The following is an 18129-nucleotide window of genomic DNA, read 5'->3' as shown; positions in this document are numbered from 1 at the left end:
TCTCGGCGGCGTGCATGACGCGATGCCCTATCTGGTGCAGCAGAACAGGCGTGTCGGCGGCGAACCGATCCAGTCGGTGGCGTGGCCGTCGCATCCGATCCTCGCCGGCGGCCAGCATGTGGTCGTCGTCGGCGGCGGCGATACCGCGTCCGACTGCGTCGGCACCGCCTTCCGCCAGGGCGCGGTCCGCGTCACCCAGCTCGACATCCGTCCGCAGCCGCCGGAAAAGGAAGACAAGCTTTCGGTCTGGCCCTACTGGGCGACCAAGATGCGCACCTCGTCCTCGCAGGCCGAAGGCGCCGAGCGCGAGTTTCAGGTGGCGACGCTCGAGTTCATCGGCGAAGACGGCCAGCTGACCGGGGTCAAATGCTGCGAGGTCGACGAAAAGCGCAAGCCGATCGCCGGCAGCGAATTCGTCATTCGTGCCGATCTCGCGTTCATCGCCATCGGCTTTGCCGGGCCAGCCGCTCGCGGGCCGGTGTCGGAACTGGCCGGCCAGATGAAGATCGCCATTGACAGCCGCCGCTCGAAGAATGTCGAGGCCAATGACCGGGACTACAGGACCAGCGTCGAAAAGCTCTATGCGGCGGGCGACGTGCGGCGCGGCCAGTCGCTGGTCGTCTGGGCGATCCGCGAGGGCCGCCAGGCGGCGCGCGCCATCGATGAGGCGCTGATGGGATCGAGCGTGCTGCCGCGCTGAGTCCGTCTCGAGACCCTACTTGTGCGGCCACCTGAAGGCGCTTTCCGCCCTTCCGCTGCCCCGGGCAGCTTACGGACTGATCGCCGTGGTCGTTTCGGTTGTGGCCCCGGCCGCAGGCTGCCGCCTTGGCGGCCAAGAAAAATCGTCGGCGCGGCCGGGCGAAGCAGCGCTGGGTTTAAGTGCTTGGGGTGACACGGCGTGATCTCCGCCGTTGGCGGGAACAGGGCAGTGCAATAGTACTGCCCTGTTCCTTTTGATCAGAGGCCAGTGCGGATTTCTTCGGCAAGCGCCCTCAACGTCGTCTCGACGTCATCGCCGTTTGCCATCTTCTGCATCGCCACGGCCCATGCGTTCATGGCTTCGCCGAAGCCGACACGCGGTGTGAAAGCCAGCGCGGCTTGATCCTGTATCTTTTTGAAGCTGTCAACGAAGTTGTTGAACTCGGGCTGCGAAGCGTACTTAGTCTAGGTATCGTCCTGCCAGGTCGACGTGCGCGGCGGATTGACGAGCTGGCCAGCAAGGGCACCCTTGAGCGCCACCTGCTTGGAGGTGGCCCACGGGATGAACAGCCAGGCCGTGCCCTTCTTTTCGGAAGCCGCGTTCATGGCGAGAGCCTAGATCCAGATGTCAGAATCCAAGCTCGTGGCGCTCGGTGCGTGCAGCGGCGGAGCGAAGGCGATCTTGCCGGATGCCGGCTTCCCCGCAACATCGTTCCAGAAGCCGAACATTTTTGAGTCGATCGTCATCGCGGTGCGGCCGGACGAGATGCCGTCCACGACCTGGTTCCAGTTATCATTGGCGAAGGAAGGAGCCGCGCACTTCTTGATCATGTCCGAATGTAGTCGTATCCAGCATCGGTAAGCTTCGGATCACTCATGTATTTGTCCAGCAGGCGCCACTCGGAGCGAGGTCCTACGCGGGCTGAATGCCAGTGCCGAACACATCCCATGCTGGCGACTTCGTCGTCAGTTGGATCGTCATCTTGTTCCAGTAAGAATCGTCTGGGTAGAGTTCCGGCGTGACCTTGATGCCGGGTCAGCTTCTCGAACTCCGGAAAGTTGCGCAGCGAGAGCATCCGCATAGGGGTGGATGTCGTAGGCCCAAGTTATGCTGGTCCCTTCGAATTGACGCCAGTTCACGGTGTCGGCAGCGGCCGAATTAGTGAGCGATGCCGAAACGGCAAGAAACGCCAAGTCAAAAGCAAGCTGTTTGCGTAGCGACGCGCACCTGTAACGAGTACGGGGAATGAGCGACCCATGTAATCCTCCCTGGGGCATTTTGCCAATTTTTGGGTCCACTCCTCCATCCCGAGTTTGCTCATAGCCACAATAAGCGGTTTCCAACGACCTCGCTCTGAATGCACCAGGCCAACTGGGTAAAAACGGGTAACCGGCACTTAAAGGCGATGTAGTATCGCCACCAGAAATACTGCTCCGTGGTGCTGGCCTTTGCCTGGGGGCGCAACACGGCAACTACCCGCTCAAAACGGTTGGTCCTCTACCTCTTATTCACCGTCGCTTTCCTCGCGGCCTAACCCGGCCGGAATATCCGTTGCCAGAAAAAGGCCTCGCGGCCGGTTCGAGGCGCATCCCTCCTCCGAAGCAGCACGCTCAAGTATCGTCACAAGCCCCGAGCGCTTCGCGTTCGGCGATGTCCAAATTCCGACAATGTCGGATACAGTCAGATCTACTGGATTGCGTTTGAATGGTTTTCTCATTTGGCACAGTACATGCGGGTCATCCGCAAAACACGTGACCGACCAACAAGATTTCGCATGATCACCTTACCACAACATACAGCCGCCGCGGAACAATCACTTGGCCCCTGATCGCCCGCCCCGGCACCACAACCGGAGTCATCGATGTTCTGACAGGCTGCCCAAGGATACCTGCTGCAACAGGGCTTGCCCTGGTGACGACCACTCCGGCTCCGCCGGTTACCGACGAGGGCAAAGTGACGGATTTCCTGCTTTTCAACGGCATGGAGGTGGCTGTCATTCCCGACCACCGCGCCGGTCGTCACCCATATGGTCTGGTGCAGGATCGGCAGCGCGGATGAGCTGCCGGGGATATCTGCATGTCTTCGAGCATCTGATGCTCAAGGCGCCTCGTGACGAGCACGGCTCCGTCGCCTGGAGAGATTGAACCCAAAGGGAGATTCAGATGTCTGAAGCGAATCAGGAAAAGTTGGACGCATTCTTGGGGAAAATGGTCGGCGATCTCGGTGCGATCGCAACGGGCGCGGGAGTCCTGCTGGGGGACAGACTCGGCCTGTTCAAGGCATTGCGCGAAGGCGGCAAGATGACGGCCGCCGAACTTTCGACACGCACCGGCACCCAGGAACGCCTCGTAAGGGAATGGCTTTCCGGGCAGGCGGCGGCGGGTTACGTCGACTACGATGAAGCGAGCGACAAATTCTATCTCAACGCCGAGCAAGAGCTGGTGTTCGCTGATGAAGACAGCCCGGCCTTCATGGCAGGCGCATTCGAGTTCCTGTCCGCGCTGTGGCTCGATGAAGAAAAGGTGAGGCAGGCATTCCAGTCCGGCAAGGGCGTCGGGTGGCACGATCATAGCGCGTGTCTGTTTCGCGGTACGGAACGGTTCTTCCGTCCAGGCTACAATGCCAATCTGATCGACTCCTGGCTGCCGGCCTTGGAGGGCGTCGTCGAGAAGCTCGAACGCGGCGTGGACGTCGCGGATGTTGGATGCGGTCATGGTGCATCGACCGTGCTCATGGCACAGGCCTTCCCCAATTCGCGCTTCGTCGGCTTCGACTATCATGCCCCTTCGATTGAGCGCGCCCGCAAGGCGGCCGAGGTAGCCGGCGTCGGCGTTAACACGCGGTTCGACGTGGCGGCCGCCAAGAGCTATCCCGGAACCTATGACCTCGTCACATTCTTCGATTGCCTTCACGACATGGGCGACCCGACGGGCGCCGCCACCCATGTCCACGGATCGCTCAAGCCGGACGGCACGTGGATGATCGTCGAGCCGTTCGCGCATGATCATCTGGCGGCGAACCTCAATCCCGTCGGCCGCGTTTACTATGCCGCTTCCACTTTTGTGTGCACGCCCGCATCCGTGTCGCAGGAAGTCGGGCTCGCGCTTGGAGCCCAGGCCGGTGAGGCGAGGCTGCGCAAGGTTGTGACCGGCGGCGGCTTCAAGCGATTGCGTCGCGCCGCGGAGACACCGTTCAACATGGTGCTGGAGGCCCGCCCTTAGCGTGGCCGTCGCCAGAAATTGCAGCTCATCGCATTTGATGAAGATCACCGCCAAAAATCCGGACGCATCGGGCACATTTTCAAGGCGCCTGGGTTCACGCAGAGGTCGCTGCCGAGTTGTGTGCCAAGAGTCCCATACGTTGCGGCTCAGAAAGGACCCGACGCACGGCTACGAACATGCCCATAGCGATGGCCGCTATAATCACATATGCCCACCATGGCGCGTTCACAAAGCTGGTAAGCCACGTCGCACCGAACGCGCTTACGACAAAAACGAGAGCCTCGATAAAAAGACTGAGCCTGTACACATTGAGTCGTCTCATCCTCATACCACCCATCCAAGGACTGAGCTTGTTGCGCTACTGCGACAGCAGCCTAACATATTGGAGAGCGCTCACTATTTCTATGCTGAACAGTCTCGCCTGAGTATATGTTTTAGCTAGTCGCTAATTATGGAATTCTGCCAGTCTGCATTTCCCCCTGATCTGATGTAGAGCAGCTTCCAAGTGGGAATTAGTCCCCCATCGACCGGATCGGGCGACACGAACATGCGCTGAAGGCTTGGCGGAACGGCTACTGGGACCATGATGCTACTCGAATGCAAGATAGTGTCAGAACGTCCCGGGAAGGCTGCAGGCAGGGGATGTCAGGTCAATCAGCCTATAGATATGATACCGCCCATTCGCTGAGACTTCACGATGGGCATAGGAGGTGGGAATTCGTGCCTTGAGATGGACGCGGCTGTCGGAGCAGGCGAGCACGGCAGCAGCGATGGCCTGAACCTTCGGGCCGCTGACAAAAACGTTCACCACCGCACGCGAGCCGAACCCGTCGAGATACGTCTCGAAAGCATCGAGGTGGGCCATCAGCCCGAAAGCCTGGATGTCGCGAACTTCGCCATCTTCGAGCCGGTGGGTTTCACGTACCTTGGCCACCTGTTGATCGAGCAAAGCATCGATATGCGCATTCTTCTCGCTTCTTGGGACGAGGAGCGAGATCCGTTCCGGACTGACGATATCGATCAATCCGTAGAATACGTCTGCATCTCCTCCGATCCCCACGAGCAGGACTTTCTCTTCGCCCATTCCTCCGCTGCCTTGAAGATGAGGGACGGTGACGTATCGGTCCAAGCCGCTGGAAAAATCCTCTTTGCCGATCGCGTTCCCGTAGATACCTTCGGCGTACCCGAATTCGAGAGACTGAATCGACATTTTCTTGAATGCCACCGCAATCAGCCATTGGATGTAGATTCGCGGCATCGTCGAGCACTCGACGAAAACCTTCCGCAGGCTTCCTTCGTATGAGCCACATGAAGCGGCCATCTGAGTGAGCAGGTGATCGAGGAGATTGATGTTCTTCTGATACTCGATGGAAGGCTCGAGGGTGATCACAGTCACTTCGACGCCCCATCGGGTACCCATAGCGATGAGCTTTCGCCGGTTTTCTTCGACGGCTGGGACGTTCGCTTCCTTCAGAGCAAAGTCCAGAACCACGATCTTGCCGACCTTCAGGTCAAGATGGTTTTCGAACGCGGCGAAACGCGTTTCCCATCCAAGCGCGACGATCGCGATATCTGCCTTCATCGTTTCGCAGGTACCTGCATCTCTCGCCTTCTCGGTGACGGCCAGATGGCCGAAGACTCGATACTCGACAGTTGAAGCGGTCATTCGAGATCGCTCTCGAAAAGCGAGTGCTGGAATTCGGTCTTGAGTGCGGGCCGCGCGACGAGCTCCTTAAACACCGAGTCGGCCCAGTCTTCTGGGAGCCGATGCCTGGTAAAAAGCAGGTCGACCATCCGCGCCGCAGGGATTGTGTTGATTTCGTACGGGCCGCGATAGGAGAACCCGAAGTAAGGTGCAAATCGCCGATGCAATCTGATCATCATCTCCTTCGATGCGGGGTCGGCGCGGTCCACCTCAAAGTTGCCGGCGGCGGAGACCTCCCGGATAAACCCATCCCTTTCCGCCCGACGCAGGACCTCGTCCAGTTTTCCGCTGGGTTGCTCCAGTCGGTTCACCAGCGAGCGCATTTCCTTTAGATCGACCCTGAAAATGCCTCTCTCTGTCGTTCCTAGAGCATTTTCTTCGGCAAACTCTGTCTGGAGGCGAGCGGTCAGGTAACCCAACGCCCGCACCATGCGCACGCTCTCTTCTTCGTACGGATGTGAAAGCGCCTGAAGTCCATCAAGCTTCCGTTGAGAGGCGGCGTTCACAGCCTGTCTCTGCTGTTCGAGATGAATCTGTAAATCCGAGTTGATGAATTCCACCAGTTTTCGTGGATCACTGGAACTCGGAACACTGCGGCGGAAGATCTCTCCCATTATATCAAGGAAATCGCGTATACAGACGTCGCTCAATGATGTGATGATCTGGTGCCCTACGTACGGGTAGTCATGCAGACGCAGCATCTGGCACGCTTTCAGAAAAGCCCATCCCTGTTTCCGGGCGATCGACCTCTTCAGATTTGAAGCATCCGCCTTGCTCATGGGCCGGCGCTTAATTTCCGGGTTCATGAGCGCGAGCGCCAGCCCTTCGGCATAAGGGCGCGCTTTTCGATCAAGAAGGAATTGCTGCTGATCCGCCGTCCTCAAATTCACGGAGAGGAATTCACGTGCTGCATCAGCAAGTGCCACAAGCTCTTCTCTGCCCTCGGAATGACCCGATATGATAACCCGCTCGATGATGTCATTGACGGAAAGCCGCCCCAGCCGGTTTTTGAGCGAAAACGCGCTGAGCGCATCGTTGCGCTCGAGATCACTCCGCAGATGGTCAGGAAGCGCATAGTACAGCCGAAGCGACGACACGTTCTCGCACAGCGTGGCGAACTCCCTCGGATCGACTGAATCAAGATTCTCGACGTCCCGGTCAGCATTCGAGAGCGACTGGCCGGGTATGATCGTCCGGATCGTGTCGTAGAGGCCGCCGATGTAGGCGAGGACCCATTTCACGTTGCCGCGCGTCTTTCTCACCAAGGTGTTCAGGAACTGCTGTTGGAGCGGTGTCAGTGCTTCACAGTCGTCAATCAGTATCTTGAAGAAGGGCGCCCTGTCACCGGCGAAAGATGGGCCATTTAAAAGTGGAGTGATCGCGGTCGCGACCTTGTTAATGATCGCGCCAGGGTCTGTTGCTCTGAAGCCGGTCGCTCCGGCATCGGCGGCAAAGAAGAACGCGTTGAAGCATTCGTCGACGTACCGGGTTATCCCACCCCGCAGCTCATCGATGCTGAAGAAGTCGAGACGGGCAGGTTGGGGTATGAAGTGCAGCACTTCGCGATGCAGTGCCAGGGCGACGTCCCTATCTTCGGAGGCCCGGTATTTCAAGTGGCCGTCGCGTCTGAGCTGGCCGATGCTCTCGAGCAGGCGTTCGACTATCTTCAGCTCCAGATAGTGAGAGAAGATTACGAATTGCCGCGGGATCACGGCGGCCGTGTCGAAGCGTATCCGCTCCGGAATGAGGTTCAGAACGGCGTTGTCGATTAGGGGCGAGAATGTCTCATTGAGCTGGAAGAAGACGCCATACCAGGCGAGCTTGCCGACTTGGTCCGCGAGACTTTTGTCTTCAAGAATATGGACTGTGGAAAGCGAGCGAAGAATGCTGGTCTTGCCGCTGCCTCTCGTCCCTGCGACGAAGACCGGCTTGGCGGCGGCAGAAATCAACGCCGACTTCTGACTGAACCACAGTATCGGGCGGCTTTCGTACTCGATCCTGTTGGGGCCGAACGGATTCTCCATCGCTATTCGTCCCTTACCTTAATGCGCCAAGCCGAGTTTGCCTTGGTGAGGCCGTCTATCTCGATGAAGCGCGCCGCTTGGAGCATCAGAAGAGAGTCTTCCAGATCTAGCCCGAGCTCGGCGGAGGCAGCAATCTCAGTGATCTCGTCCCAGAAGAGTAACCCATTCCCGCGCCTGGTGGCATGGTCGCGCAGTCGGCGCAGCAGGTCAAACGTGTCGTTGTTCAGAAAGGCCTTGCCGTTGGACATGGTGGAAATAAAGCAATGTTCGCCTTCCATGACCGTCCCGTCGGCGACATTGGTGCGGTAGGGTATAAGTCGGATGCCGACGAGCTCTCCCTGATCGGTCGTGAAGAAGACGAGCTCATTGAAACCTGACTGTATCTCTGGTGCTGAGATGCAGATCAATTTGCCGTCCGGAAACCTTGGATCGTTGACGATCTCGACCGGATCAGCATGTATGTGTCCATGCAGGTAGACGATAGGCTTGTTGCCCTGCAGCAGCTGAGTTCTGACAAATCCGCTGTTGAGCATCTCCGCGTATGGCGTAATGCGCGGAGTCTTTTGTGGCAGCAGATTGTGATGGCCGATCATGATGCCGTAACGCATGTCGGGCTGCTGGAGCAATTCCTGTAGGCCTGCAAGCATCTCACGCGAGATGTATGGCGTGTCCATCTGACCGTAATACTCGTCGTCGGACGCCTCCTTGTCTGGATCGCTGGGAGGTGTCGCGGGCGAATGTCCCGAGATGTCCGGCGAGCCGAGATCTACAGGCTCTGTAGAAGGACTGAGTGCCTCGAGACGATCACGAAGGAACGCGGGAAGGTTTTGAAGCTCCCAACTGCCTATCGCTGTGTTGACGAGGATGAAGTTTGCGCCTGCGGATCCTGTCGGAAGTCTGAAGTGCACGGGTTGGTCCACGGGAACGGTCTGCCAACCCAAGCGGGCGGCTAAACTCGCCATTTCGCTGAATTTCTCAGTCGGTCCAAGTTCGCGCGCGTCATCACGGTTCACATCGTGATTTCCCGGTACGAATATCAACGGAAGCGCCTTTGAACTGCGTCCCTGTGCGCGGCAGAGCAACGTGAAATGCTGGAATGCCGAAGCAATGAAGGTCTTGTCGCCACGGCTCGTGAAATCCCCCATGAAGGCGATCGAATCCAAGGGCTTCGAAGTCGTCAGCCGCCGAAGTTTCGTCAAGACGGCACGCAGCGAAGACGCGCGTAGCTTCTGCGTTATTTTCGGAGCGAACTTGCTATCCTTGGCATCGATGTTGCTAGAGGAAGGATGCCAGTCCGGATAGTGAATATCGCCTACTTGAAGGATTCGCACCCGCCGCATAACTCGCCCCCCTGCCGAGAGCCATAGACTAATCCGTTCGCTTTTGCCAAGCGCGAACGATCATCCGCAGTGTCCTTAACGAGGTAGCCTGCACTTTTCGAGAATTGCCACGGCGGCTATTTTTCGGCTGTGAAGCACACGAGACCCGTGACGTGAGACCCAGTTGCTCAATGCCCAGTTGCTCAATGCCCAGTTGCTCAATGAGCTTTCTTACGAATAAGGGAGAATTTCCGCGGCCGGACTATCTCTGAGCGAGCGTGCATGACTGCCAACGGAAGGTCTTGCACGCACCCTTGCGATCTTGAGCAATGGTCGCCATGACTTTCTTCTTGCAGGCTTTTGAGTGGCCCAGCCTGCGATCACCAGACCCCACCGATTCTAAAGAGCGTGGCAGATGGGATAGTCGAGGTTGCCCGTGCACAGTCACGCTCAGGGCTTGCGCCGCCCAGAGGACACGCTGAAAAGGCAGATTGGGGCGCAAGCACGCCATTCACGAGAGGTTCGACATGAAGACCATGCAAGAAAAAGACATTCCGGCATTCGTACAAGCAGTTGTGGACGCCGGCTGCAAAATTTGCGCGATTGGCAACTTGGGATACGTCTTTGGCGATGCTGATTTCACGCCAGCGCAACGGAGGGCCGTCGAGCCACAGCTGCGTAGGATACGGCGAACGCGATCATCTCATGAACGAGATAGCTGTATATCTGCGGTCGATCGGACGCCATGTCGAGGTTGAGCCGAAGACAGGTATTTCCTGATGGCCGTGATCGCGAGAAGCCGTCTTCCAACCTCTGAATCCTAAAGGAGGTGACCCCCAAGGCCGTTCGTCACCTTCGACCAGAATAACCACATCCGTGACCGCCTGAGCTACTTGGTCGATACGCGCACATGGCCAATACAGTTTCTCCATCCTTCACGAAGCGAATGAGGCTTTGGCCATTCAGCCCCGGTCTACGGGGCGTGACTTGTCCCCGATGCATGCGCGAGCTCTCCGCCCGGCTGGCCGCCGGTCGTCGCCACCGGCCGAAGGCGCCCGAATGCGCTTGACAAGATAGCGTCAGCCCGTTCAACCTAAGGCATTCACCAGGGGAGTCCCGGCAAGGGGCTGAGATACTGCTGGCTTTCGCGGCGCAGTGACCCGTTGAACCTGATCCAGTTCATACTGGCGTAGGGACGGTGCAAGCGCTTTGCGGGAGTTTACGCCCGAGGTCCTGCTGCAGCAGGTCTACAGAAGCGTCTTTTCATCCTTCCGGCACAGAACTGGGTCTCCAATGCATGAGCAAAGGAGCCTCACGATGAATGCCCTCACCCCCGCCGTATCGACGGGACCACTGCCCGCCTCGCGGAAAATCCACAAGCCCGGCGTCCTCTACCCACAGATCAGGGTGCCGATGCGCGAGATTTCCGTCCATCCGACGGCCGGCGAACCGCCCGTCACCGTCTACGATCCGTCCGGCCCCTACACCGATCCATCAGTCGAAACCAGCATCGAAAAAGGCCTTGCCCGGCTTCGCCACGAATGGGTCACGGCGCGTGGCGATGTCGAAGCCTATGACGGCCGCCACGTCCGGCCGGAAGACAATGGATTCGCCACCGGCGAGCGCCTGACACCGGAATTTCCGATACGCAATCGGCCGCTCAAGGCCAAGCAGGGCAAGGCGGTGACCCAACTTGCCTATGCGCGCGCCGGCATCATCACGCCAGAAATGGAGTTCGTAGCCATCCGCGAGAATCTCGGCCGCGAGGTGATGCGCGGCAAGCTGCAACGCGACGGCGAAGCCTTCGGCGCGGCGATCCCAGATTTCGTCACACCCGAATTCGTGCGCGACGAGGTGGCGCGCGGACGCGCAATCATTCCCGCCAACATCAATCATCCCGAGAGCGAGCCGATGATCATCGGTCGCAATTTTCTGGTCAAGATCAACGCCAACATCGGTAACTCGGCTGTCACATCGTCGATGGCCGAAGAGGTCGAAAAAATGGTCTGGGCGATCCGCTGGGGCGCGGACACGGTGATGGACCTGTCGACCGGCCGCAACATCCACAACATCCGCGACTGGATCGTGCGCAATGCGCCGGTGCCGATCGGTACGGTGCCGCTCTATCAGGCGCTGGAAAAGGTCAACGGCATCGCCGAGGATCTGAACTGGGAGGTCTACCGCGACACGCTGATCGAGCAGGCCGAGCAAGGCGTCGACTATTTCACCATCCACGCCGGCGTGCGGCTGCACTACATCCCGCTGACCGTCGACCGGGTCACGGGCATCGTCTCGCGCGGCGGCTCGATCATGGCCAAATGGTGCCTGCACCATCACCGGGAGAGCTTCCTCTACGAGCATTTCGAGGAGATCTGCGACATCGCCAGAGCCTATGACGTCTCCTTCTCGCTCGGCGACGGCCTTCGTCCCGGTTCAATCGCCGATGCGAACGACGCGGCGCAATTCGCCGAACTGGAAACACTTGGAGAACTCACCAAGATTGCCTGGGCAAAGGACTGCCAGGTGATGATCGAAGGCCCGGGCCATGTCCCCATGCACAAGATCAAGCAGAACATGGACAAGCAGCTCGCAGTGTGCGGTGAGGCGCCGTTCTACACGTTGGGGCCGCTGACGACCGACATCGCGCCGGGCTATGACCACATCACCTCAGGGATAGGTGCCGCCATGATAGGCTGGTTCGGGACCGCAATGCTTTGCTACGTCACGCCGAAAGAGCATCTCGGCCTTCCCGACCGCAACGACGTCAAGATTGGCGTGATCACCTACAAGATAGCCGCCCATGCAGCCGATCTGGCGAAGGGCCATCCGGCAGCGAAAACCAGGGATGATGCCCTTTCGCGCGCGCGCTTCGAGTTCCGCTGGGAGGACCAGTTCAACCTGTCGCTCGACCCCGAAACCGCACGGTCCTTCCACGACCAGACCTTGCCCAAGGAGGCGCACAAGCTGGCACATTTTTGTTCGATGTGCGGGCCGAAATTCTGCTCCATGCGCATTTCCCACGACATCCGTGCCGAGGCCCAGAAGGAAGGCATGGCGGCAATGGCGGCAAAATACCGGGAGGGCGGCGATCTCTACATGCAGGCGGACGAGACTGGCGTACCGGTCGTGCCAGAGGCTCCCAAACCATCATGAGGGTGCTCGTCAAAGGGGCCGGCGTTGCCGGCCTCACCGTCGCTTTCGAACTCGCCGCCCGCGGCGCGACGGTCACCGTCGCCGAGATGCGGCATGGCCTTGGTGGCAACGCGTCGTGGTTCGCCGGCGGCATGCTGGCGCCATGGTGCGAGCGCGAAAGCGCGGAGCAGCCGGTGCTGGATCTCGGACGCGATGCTGCCGACTGGTGGGATGCGGTGCTGTCGGGTCAGGTGACACGGGCCGGGACATTGGTCGTGGCCGCGCCGCGTGATGCCGGTGAGCTTGACCGGTTCGCCAGTCGCACGTCAGGGCATCGGCGCGTCGATGAAAACGAAATTGCGCTCCTGGAACCCGACCTCGCCGGCCGCTTCCGGCGTGGATTGCTCTTCCCCGACGAGGCTCACCTCGACCCACGCCCGGCGATGGCGGCACTTCATGACAAGCTTGCGACCATGGGTGTCAAATTCCACTTCGGCTGCGACGCCCGGCCTGTTTCGGGATTCGCCCGTCAGATAGACTGCATGGGAATGGCAGCGGCCGATGACAGGCTGCGCGGTGTTCGCGGCGAAATGCTGATCCTTCGCACGCCTGATGTCTCGCTGTCGCGGCCGGTCCGTTTGCTTCATCCACGCTTTCCGCTTTATGCCGTGCCGCGCACCGATCACTGTTTCATGATCGGAGCGACGATGATTGAAAGCCAGAGCGCCGGACCGGTGACGGCGCGTTCCATGATGGAGCTGCTGGGCGCCGCCCATGCCCTCCATTCGGCCTTTGGTGAGGCCGAGATCGTTGAAACCGGTGTGGGTGTCCGTCCGGCATTTCCCGACAATTTGCCACGCGTCGAAACAGACGGTGAGATCATCGCGATCAACGGTCTTTATCGTCACGGTTTTCTCCTCGCCCCCGCCATGGCGCGCCAGGCTGCCGACCTGGTTTTCAGTCAAGACAGAACCAAGGAGCATGCTCATGAAACTGATGGTCAACGGCGAGGCGCGTGAGATTGCCGCCACCACGCTGGCCGAGTTGCTTGCCGCGCTCGATTATGAGGGCGATTGGCTCGCCACCGCCGTCAACAGCGACCTCGTGCACAAAGCCAACCGCGCGGAGTTCCAGTTGAGCGACGGCGACCGGATCGAAATCCTCTCGCCCATGCAGGGCGGCTAGCATGTTGGAGCTTTATGGAACCGAGCTTTCGTCGCGCCTGCTTCTCGGCACGGCTCAGTATCCTTCGCCGGCCATCCTTGCCGATGCAGTCAAGGCATCGGGCACGTCGGTGGTGACCGTCTCGTTGCGGCGTGAGATGGCGGGCGGTAGGGCCGGCGAACAATTCTGGTCGTTGATCCGCTCGCTGGGCGCCAGAATCCTGCCCAATACCGCCGGCTGCCTCTCCGTCAAGGAGGCCGTCACCACCGCGAAAATGGCGCGCGAGGTCTTCGGCACCAACTGGATCAAGCTCGAAGTGATCGGCAATCACGACACGCTACAGCCGGATGTGTTCGGTCTGGTTGAAGCCGCCCGCATCCTGTGCGAGGACGGCTTCGCGGTATTCCCCTATACCACCGACGATCTCGTTGTCGCCGAGCGGCTGCTGGAAGCGGGCTGCAAGGTCCTGATGCCGTGGTGCGCACCGATCGGTTCCGCCTTGGGACCGGTCAACATGACGGCGCTGCGCTCGATGCGCGGACATTTCCCTGGCGTCCCGCTGATTGTGGATGCGGGGCTGGGACGGCCGTCGCACGCGGCCACCGTCATGGAACTCGGCTTTGACGCCGTGCTCCTGAACACAGCGGTCGCCAAGGCGGCAGATCCGGTCGGCATGGGGCGTGCGTTCGGTAAGGCGGTCGACGCCGGTCGTGAGGCGTTCAGTTCGGGAATGCTCGAACCGCGCGACGTCGCCGTGCCATCGACACCGATGGTCGGCAGGGCCGTTTTTTCATGAAGCTCGATCCCTTTTATCTGATCGTCGACAGCGCTGCCTTGATCGAACGGCTGGTGCCGCTCGGCGTCGAGCTGGTGCAGCTTCGTATCAAGATCATGGACGAAGCCGGGTTGCGCGCCGAAATCCGGAAGGCCAAGGCCTTGTGCGCCGAGCACCAATGCAAGCTCATCGTCAACGACCATTGGCGGCTGGCGATCGAGGAAGGCTGCGACTTCGTTCATCTCGGCCAAGAGGATTTGCAGACCGCCGACCTCTTGGCGATAAAGGCAGCCGGTGTAAGGCTCGGACTCAGTACCCATGACGATATCGAACTGGAAATGGCTATGGCCGCGGGACCCGACTATATCGCGCTTGGCCCCATCTATCCAACCATCCTGAAGAAGATGAAATGGGCACCGCAAGGGCTCGGGCGGATTAACGAGTGGAAGCGCCGGGTCGCACCGGTTCCTTTGGTCGCCATTGGTGGCCTCAACCCTGACCGGCTCGACGGTGTCTTTGCGGCCGGTGCGGACAGCGCGGCGGTGGTCACCGACATCACATTGAATGCCGATCCCCAAGCGCGCACGCGAGAATGGATCGAAAAGACAGATCGATGGCGCTGAGGCGAGAACCGCATGTGCTTGTCGTCGGCGGATCCGACTCCAGCGGGGGCGCCGGAATCGTGCGCGACATCGAGACGATCTCTTCCGTTGGTGTTCGCACCTGCCTCGCTGTCACGGCGCTAACGGTGCAGACGCATGATGCTGTGATGGAAATCCAACATTCGTCACCAAGCCTGGTGGCCGATCAGATGCGCGCGGCGCTGCAGGCCAACGAGGTGGCTGCCGTTAAGATCGGCATGCTCGCGACGGCAGAGATCGTTGCTGCAGTTGCCTGCGTGCTGCGCGAAAATCCGCAAGTGCCGGCAGTACTCGACCCGGTGCTGGCCTCGACCTCAGGCCGGGCGCTGCTGGAAGCGGGCGCCATCGCCGCCATGAGGCGGAATCTGATGCCGCTTTGCCGTCTGGTCACTCCCAATCTCATCGAGTTGGCGCTCCTTGTTGGCTCAGAATTGGCGATGGATGAGGACGGCGCGGTGCTGCAAGGCCAAGAATTGCTGGCGGTCGGGTTTCACGCCTTGCTGATCAAGGGCGGCCACGCATCGGGGGCTCGATCGACCGATATTCTGTTACGCTCCGATCATGAACCCATCCACTTCGACACGCCGCGCCTTGCTATATCGATGCGCGGAACAGGTTGCATGCTGGCCAGCGCGATTGGGGCGCATCTGGCGAAGGCGAACTCGCTCGAAGATAGCGTGCGCGAAGGCAAGCTGTTTGTGTTCGAGAAGCTTCAGAAATGCCGGCTGAATAATCACAACGTTCTGCGTCCAGCCAAGCAGACCCATTTTCCAGAATTTTTCCCGTAGCGAGACTAGAGAAGGGGCCTCTCTATGCCATCCTTACAACGCGTTGAGTTCCACTGTGCCGTCCAGAATTATCTGTCGTTGTCCGGAATTAACCCGGGCTTAGAACTGAAACGAACCCGCCGAAAGGTACGAGCGGCCCTCACTCGATAAGGGTTACCAAACCTATTCCTGTGGGTTACCAATCCGCGTGTGGGTGGCCTTAGGTTACCGATCAGGGCCGCAATAAGCTAATGAAGACAGCTCCTTAGCGCCAGTTCGGAATTAATTGTCGTTCGGGCACATTGGTAACCTGTTGACCGAAGGGCATCGGGAACCCCTTCGGGCGAAAAGCGGTGGGATATGAGCCACTTAACAGTCAGGCCGACGACAGATAATTCTGGACTCGTAGGCTCAACTGACGACAGATAATTTCGGCCATTATACCAGTCTGCCTATTTATGCGGCTTTTGAGGCACGAAGCGTGAACATTGACGCATAGAAGTCTGGTTTCTCACCGCCTTGAACTTCGCGCCAGAAGGGATCATTCAGCTGCGGTCCAGAGGCTTGGCGCGGGAGAAGTAAACCCAGACCCGCGCCGGCTTTTCGACGAATGACTGCCAGGGAGATCAGCACCTGACGCAGAAGTCGGCTGGGCACTCCGGACCACGAATCCAATGCCGACGGGAGATTTAAGTACCGGGCTCGGCGTCGAATGTCAGATGCGCTTCCTCGACGAAATCGAGGAAGTCGTTATCCCAAACATCCGTCTCGACGATGTACCAGCGGCCGGCAAAGGCCTTGGCGAAGCTGCGAACCTTGGCCATCAGCCGGTCTCCGCCATGAGCTTTGGCAGTCGCACCAGATTGTTAGGCAGCGGCTACGAAGGTGAGGGTCCATCCGACACGGTCGCGACCGCGGAACTGGTCTGGTGCTGGTCGGCCACGACCTTGATCCAACGCTTCCTGATGCGCTGGCTGTCGGCATAGTCGCCATGCCGCGTCGTGCGCCCGTCGATCGCGGAACTGCGGACGCCCATATTCTGCGCCACGTGCGGCGTCACCGTTATCGAGCGCAGCTCATTGACGAAGTCTTCCGCGTTGTAGGCCTTGATCGCCTGTGGCCGCTCCGGTCGAGGTTCGATCATGTGCAGTGCGGCCACCCGCTCAGCATGTCGGTCGGCCAGTGTCAGGCAGACGTCGACCAGCAGGCCGTGGCGGTTCTCCATCAAGCCATGTCCCATAAAGCACAGCTTGGCCTCCTTTCCTCTGCCCTTGCGTATTCCAGCCGTTCCATCAAAAGCCGTGCGAGCGGATCGAGTAGAGCATCGCTCGCAGCAGATTTTCCGGCGGGACCGAAGGCCGCCTCATCGGCGAATACAGCGCCGCCTAGTCCCGCTCCAACGCCGCCAGTGCCTCGTTCACAATCGCCTGAATGCGGCGCAACGGATGATCGCGCCGCACCCGAGTCTCGAGATCAACACGAGCCACTTTTTCAACAGTCTGCTGGTCATCGTCCTACTTCGCGCCGCCAGTTCCCAACAGTAACTTGGCCAAAGCAAAAATAATAGTGGCTACAGCAACGCAAAAAGCAATGATCAAAAAAATTCCCCCAGCGTTTAGATCTTCAATCCAAACGACAGCAGCCAAGCCGATCAAGAACCCAATAGCTCCGGCCGAACCGTATTGTAAGAAGTTCATCTACCCGCCCTTGGTGCCGAAAGCAGACGCAATCTCTTTGCCGTATTTATTTGATACGTCTCGTATCTTTTTCTTGAAATTATCCAAGTTCCATCCCGGTTTAAATAAATCGTTGTCACCCTGTATCTCGCCCTTCCAGGCGTTCATCGCGGCGACGAAATCACCGTATTCTTCGAACTTTGACATGTCCTCATACAAGATTATTGGCTTCTCGTCTCGTATGCTTTTCCCTGGCGCCCAAGCAATCAAAAATGGTCCTTTCCCGTCAGGCGACCACCCAGCGCGCCTAGCGGAATCGATTGCGACCGTTGACATGGACAGACCAAAATTCGAAACAACTACCTCGCAGTCTTCCTTCTTTGATCCCGCGTTGAGTTTGTCGGACATATTATCATCATTTATCGGCCAAACTGTAACCATCTGCTCGGCTGGCGGCAGATCTAAGTTGAAGGCAGAGACAAAACTATTTAGATATGCCTGGCACACCTTAAGATGTCTATCTTTGTCAAACTCAGAAGCTTTAGCAGGAAATGCTAAAATACCATATGCCCCGAAATTTTCAGGAGGGTATTCTCCCGGTCCGCTGAACATCCGACTTGCCTTAACTCCTTTGGACAGTGTATTACCTGCATCTTGCACCGCATTGGTTAATACCTGACCTATTTCTTTTATCCCCTTTAGATCCTTGAAAGGATCAGTAAACCAGTCGGCGTCAGCCCTGACTGATGAGAAGACCACGATGGGGAGGCAAAGCAGTAGAGCGGATAATTTGCGGGGCATAGTCGAAGCCTATTGTTTCGAGTATTCCTGCATAACATTATCATACTGCGGTCCTTTTCCAAAACATTAGGAGGCCACAGGGGGGTGGGTCACGCCTTGACCCGGCATGCGGGAACCGGCGGGGGGAGCACCGCGCAAGGGAACGGGCGCACGACGCGGCACGGCGGCTATGCCGTCAGCCAGCGCGTCAGGAAGCGCATGGAA

The 18129-nt window shown here is 58.9% G+C and carries 16 protein-coding genes, 2 pseudogenes and 1 riboswitch; of the genes and pseudogenes, 9 read left to right on the top strand and 9 right to left on the bottom strand.

From position 1 onward, the window contains the following. Nucleotides 1–700: FAD-dependent oxidoreductase (locus EOB59_RS04825; protein WP_164895578.1), on the top strand; the 700-nt coding region annotated here is incomplete at its 5' end. Between the two features lie 464 nt (nt 701–1164). Here the strand turns inward: EOB59_RS04825 and EOB59_RS35965 are convergent. Both EOB59_RS35965 and EOB59_RS35960 read right to left on the bottom strand, forming a co-directional pair. Then, nucleotides 1165–1305: a hypothetical protein gene (locus EOB59_RS35965; protein ID WP_245265356.1), complete on the bottom strand. Its 141-nt coding sequence runs from the start codon at nt 1303–1305 to the stop codon at nt 1165–1167. A 9-nt stretch (nt 1306–1314) separates the two neighbouring features. Further along, entirely contained in the window at nt 1315–1476 is a 162-nt protein-coding gene (locus tag EOB59_RS35960) for a hypothetical protein (RefSeq protein WP_245265355.1), read from the bottom strand. Nucleotides 1477–2608: 1132 nt separating this feature from the next. Here EOB59_RS35960 and EOB59_RS04815 point away from each other — a divergent pair. Further along, a pseudogene (locus tag EOB59_RS04815) lies at nt 2609–2805 on the top strand (insulinase family protein); the annotation flags it as partial. A 57-nt stretch (nt 2806–2862) separates the two neighbouring features. Then, nucleotides 2863–3921: a class I SAM-dependent methyltransferase gene (locus EOB59_RS04810; protein WP_024504268.1), complete on the top strand. Its 1059-nt coding sequence runs from the start codon at nt 2863–2865 to the stop codon at nt 3919–3921. Nucleotides 3922–4531: 610 nt separating this feature from the next. On the opposite strand, the gene EOB59_RS04805 is transcribed toward EOB59_RS04810, so the two are convergent. From EOB59_RS04805 to EOB59_RS04795, 3 genes are read right to left on the bottom strand one after another with little or no spacing between them, the layout of a single operon-like run. After that, the gene (locus EOB59_RS04805) at nt 4532–5587 is read right to left on the bottom strand and encodes a hypothetical protein (protein ID WP_024504266.1); all 1056 of its coding nucleotides are present in this window, start codon (nt 5585–5587) and stop codon (nt 4532–4534) included. Further along, entirely contained in the window at nt 5584–7650 is a 2067-nt protein-coding gene (locus tag EOB59_RS04800; RefSeq protein ID WP_127873393.1) for a hypothetical protein, read from the bottom strand. Before EOB59_RS04800 ends, EOB59_RS04805 begins: the two co-directional genes overlap by 4 nt. A gap of 2 nt (nt 7651–7652) precedes the next feature. Beyond that, nucleotides 7653–8990 (bottom strand): metallophosphoesterase, encoded by a 1338-nt coding sequence (locus tag EOB59_RS04795; protein ID WP_128287788.1) that lies wholly within the window; start codon nt 8988–8990, stop codon nt 7653–7655. Between the two features lie 1076 nt (nt 8991–10066). Then, nucleotides 10067–10183, top strand: a riboswitch (TPP riboswitch). Between the two features lie 103 nt (nt 10184–10286). Between EOB59_RS04795 and thiC the strand changes: the two genes are divergently transcribed. From thiC to EOB59_RS04755, 6 genes are read left to right on the top strand one after another with little or no spacing between them, the layout of a single operon-like run. Beyond that, the gene (gene thiC, locus EOB59_RS04780) at nt 10287–12122 is read left to right on the top strand and encodes a phosphomethylpyrimidine synthase ThiC (RefSeq protein WP_063169414.1); all 1836 of its coding nucleotides are present in this window, start codon (nt 10287–10289) and stop codon (nt 12120–12122) included. Continuing rightward, nucleotides 12119–13120, top strand: coding sequence for a glycine oxidase ThiO (gene thiO / locus EOB59_RS04775; protein WP_128287787.1), 1002 nt, complete (start codon nt 12119–12121; stop codon nt 13118–13120). Before thiC ends, thiO begins: the two co-directional genes overlap by 4 nt. Next, nucleotides 13089–13286, top strand: a complete 198-nt coding sequence (gene thiS / locus EOB59_RS04770; protein ID WP_024504260.1) for a sulfur carrier protein ThiS — start codon at nt 13089–13091, stop codon at nt 13284–13286. Before thiO ends, thiS begins: the two co-directional genes overlap by 32 nt. A gap of 1 nt (nt 13287) precedes the next feature. Next, entirely contained in the window at nt 13288–14061 is a 774-nt protein-coding gene (locus EOB59_RS04765; RefSeq protein WP_128287786.1) for a thiazole synthase, read from the top strand. After that, the gene (locus tag EOB59_RS04760; protein WP_128287785.1) at nt 14058–14663 is read left to right on the top strand and encodes a thiamine phosphate synthase; all 606 of its coding nucleotides are present in this window, start codon (nt 14058–14060) and stop codon (nt 14661–14663) included. The genes EOB59_RS04765 and EOB59_RS04760 overlap by 4 nt, the downstream gene beginning before the upstream one ends. Beyond that, nucleotides 14654–15469, top strand: a complete 816-nt coding sequence (locus EOB59_RS04755) for a hydroxymethylpyrimidine/phosphomethylpyrimidine kinase (protein WP_128287784.1) — start codon at nt 14654–14656, stop codon at nt 15467–15469. The genes EOB59_RS04760 and EOB59_RS04755 overlap by 10 nt, the downstream gene beginning before the upstream one ends. Nucleotides 15470–16137: 668 nt before the next feature. Here the strand turns inward: EOB59_RS04755 and EOB59_RS37145 are convergent. The 4 genes and pseudogenes from EOB59_RS37145 to EOB59_RS04740 all read right to left on the bottom strand — a co-directional run bounded on the left by EOB59_RS37145 (nt 16138) and on the right by EOB59_RS04740 (nt 17925). After that, on the bottom strand, nt 16138–16272 hold the full coding sequence (locus EOB59_RS37145; protein ID WP_281061708.1) for a hypothetical protein: 135 nt from the start codon (nt 16270–16272) through the stop codon (nt 16138–16140). Then, nucleotides 16272–16935 (bottom strand): annotated as a pseudogene (locus EOB59_RS04750) (hypothetical protein). Before EOB59_RS04750 ends, EOB59_RS37145 begins: the two are co-directional and overlap by 1 nt. A 27-nt stretch (nt 16936–16962) precedes the next feature. Further along, complete coding sequence (locus tag EOB59_RS04745; RefSeq protein ID WP_128287783.1) at nt 16963–17145, bottom strand: hypothetical protein; 183 nt, start codon at nt 17143–17145, stop codon at nt 16963–16965. Then, a complete protein-coding gene (locus EOB59_RS04740) occupies nt 17146–17925 on the bottom strand; it encodes a hypothetical protein (RefSeq protein WP_128287782.1) in 780 nt (259 codons plus the stop codon). It lies immediately after the preceding gene. Nucleotides 17926–18129 lie beyond the last annotated feature (204 nt).

The organism is Mesorhizobium sp. M7A.F.Ca.MR.176.00.0.0, from assembly GCF_004023165.1.
Taxonomy (GTDB): domain Bacteria; phylum Pseudomonadota; class Alphaproteobacteria; order Rhizobiales; family Rhizobiaceae; genus Mesorhizobium.
The sequence above is the reverse complement of the archived record's forward strand: the minus strand, read 5'-3'. Positions and strand labels throughout refer to the sequence as shown.

Bases quoted from the DNA above. Each gene is read 5' to 3' on its own strand.
- EOB59_RS04740 (WP_128287782.1), bottom strand. From the start codon at position 17,925: ATGCCCCGCAAATTATCCGCTCTACTGCTTTGCCTCCCCATCGTGGTC.
- EOB59_RS04765 (WP_128287786.1), top strand. From the start codon at position 13,288: ATGTTGGAGCTTTATGGAACCGAGCTTTCGTCGCGCCTGCTTCTCGGC.
- EOB59_RS35965 (WP_245265356.1), bottom strand. From the start codon at position 1,305: ATGAACGCGGCTTCCGAAAAGAAGGGCACGGCCTGGCTGTTCATCCCG.
- EOB59_RS04760 (WP_128287785.1), top strand. From the start codon at position 14,058: ATGAAGCTCGATCCCTTTTATCTGATCGTCGACAGCGCTGCCTTGATC.
- EOB59_RS04810 (WP_024504268.1), top strand. From the start codon at position 2,863: ATGTCTGAAGCGAATCAGGAAAAGTTGGACGCATTCTTGGGGAAAATG.
- EOB59_RS04755 (WP_128287784.1), top strand. From the start codon at position 14,654: ATGGCGCTGAGGCGAGAACCGCATGTGCTTGTCGTCGGCGGATCCGAC.
- EOB59_RS04795 (WP_128287788.1), bottom strand. From the start codon at position 8,990: ATGCGGCGGGTGCGAATCCTTCAAGTAGGCGATATTCACTATCCGGAC.
- EOB59_RS37145 (WP_281061708.1), bottom strand. From the start codon at position 16,272: ATGGCCAAGGTTCGCAGCTTCGCCAAGGCCTTTGCCGGCCGCTGGTAC.
- thiC (WP_063169414.1), top strand. From the start codon at position 10,287: ATGAATGCCCTCACCCCCGCCGTATCGACGGGACCACTGCCCGCCTCG.
- thiO (WP_128287787.1), top strand. From the start codon at position 12,119: ATGAGGGTGCTCGTCAAAGGGGCCGGCGTTGCCGGCCTCACCGTCGCT.
- EOB59_RS04745 (WP_128287783.1), bottom strand. From the start codon at position 17,145: ATGAACTTCTTACAATACGGTTCGGCCGGAGCTATTGGGTTCTTGATC.
- thiS (WP_024504260.1), top strand. From the start codon at position 13,089: ATGAAACTGATGGTCAACGGCGAGGCGCGTGAGATTGCCGCCACCACG.
- EOB59_RS04805 (WP_024504266.1), bottom strand. From the start codon at position 5,587: ATGACCGCTTCAACTGTCGAGTATCGAGTCTTCGGCCATCTGGCCGTC.
- EOB59_RS04800 (WP_127873393.1), bottom strand. From the start codon at position 7,650: ATGGAGAATCCGTTCGGCCCCAACAGGATCGAGTACGAAAGCCGCCCG.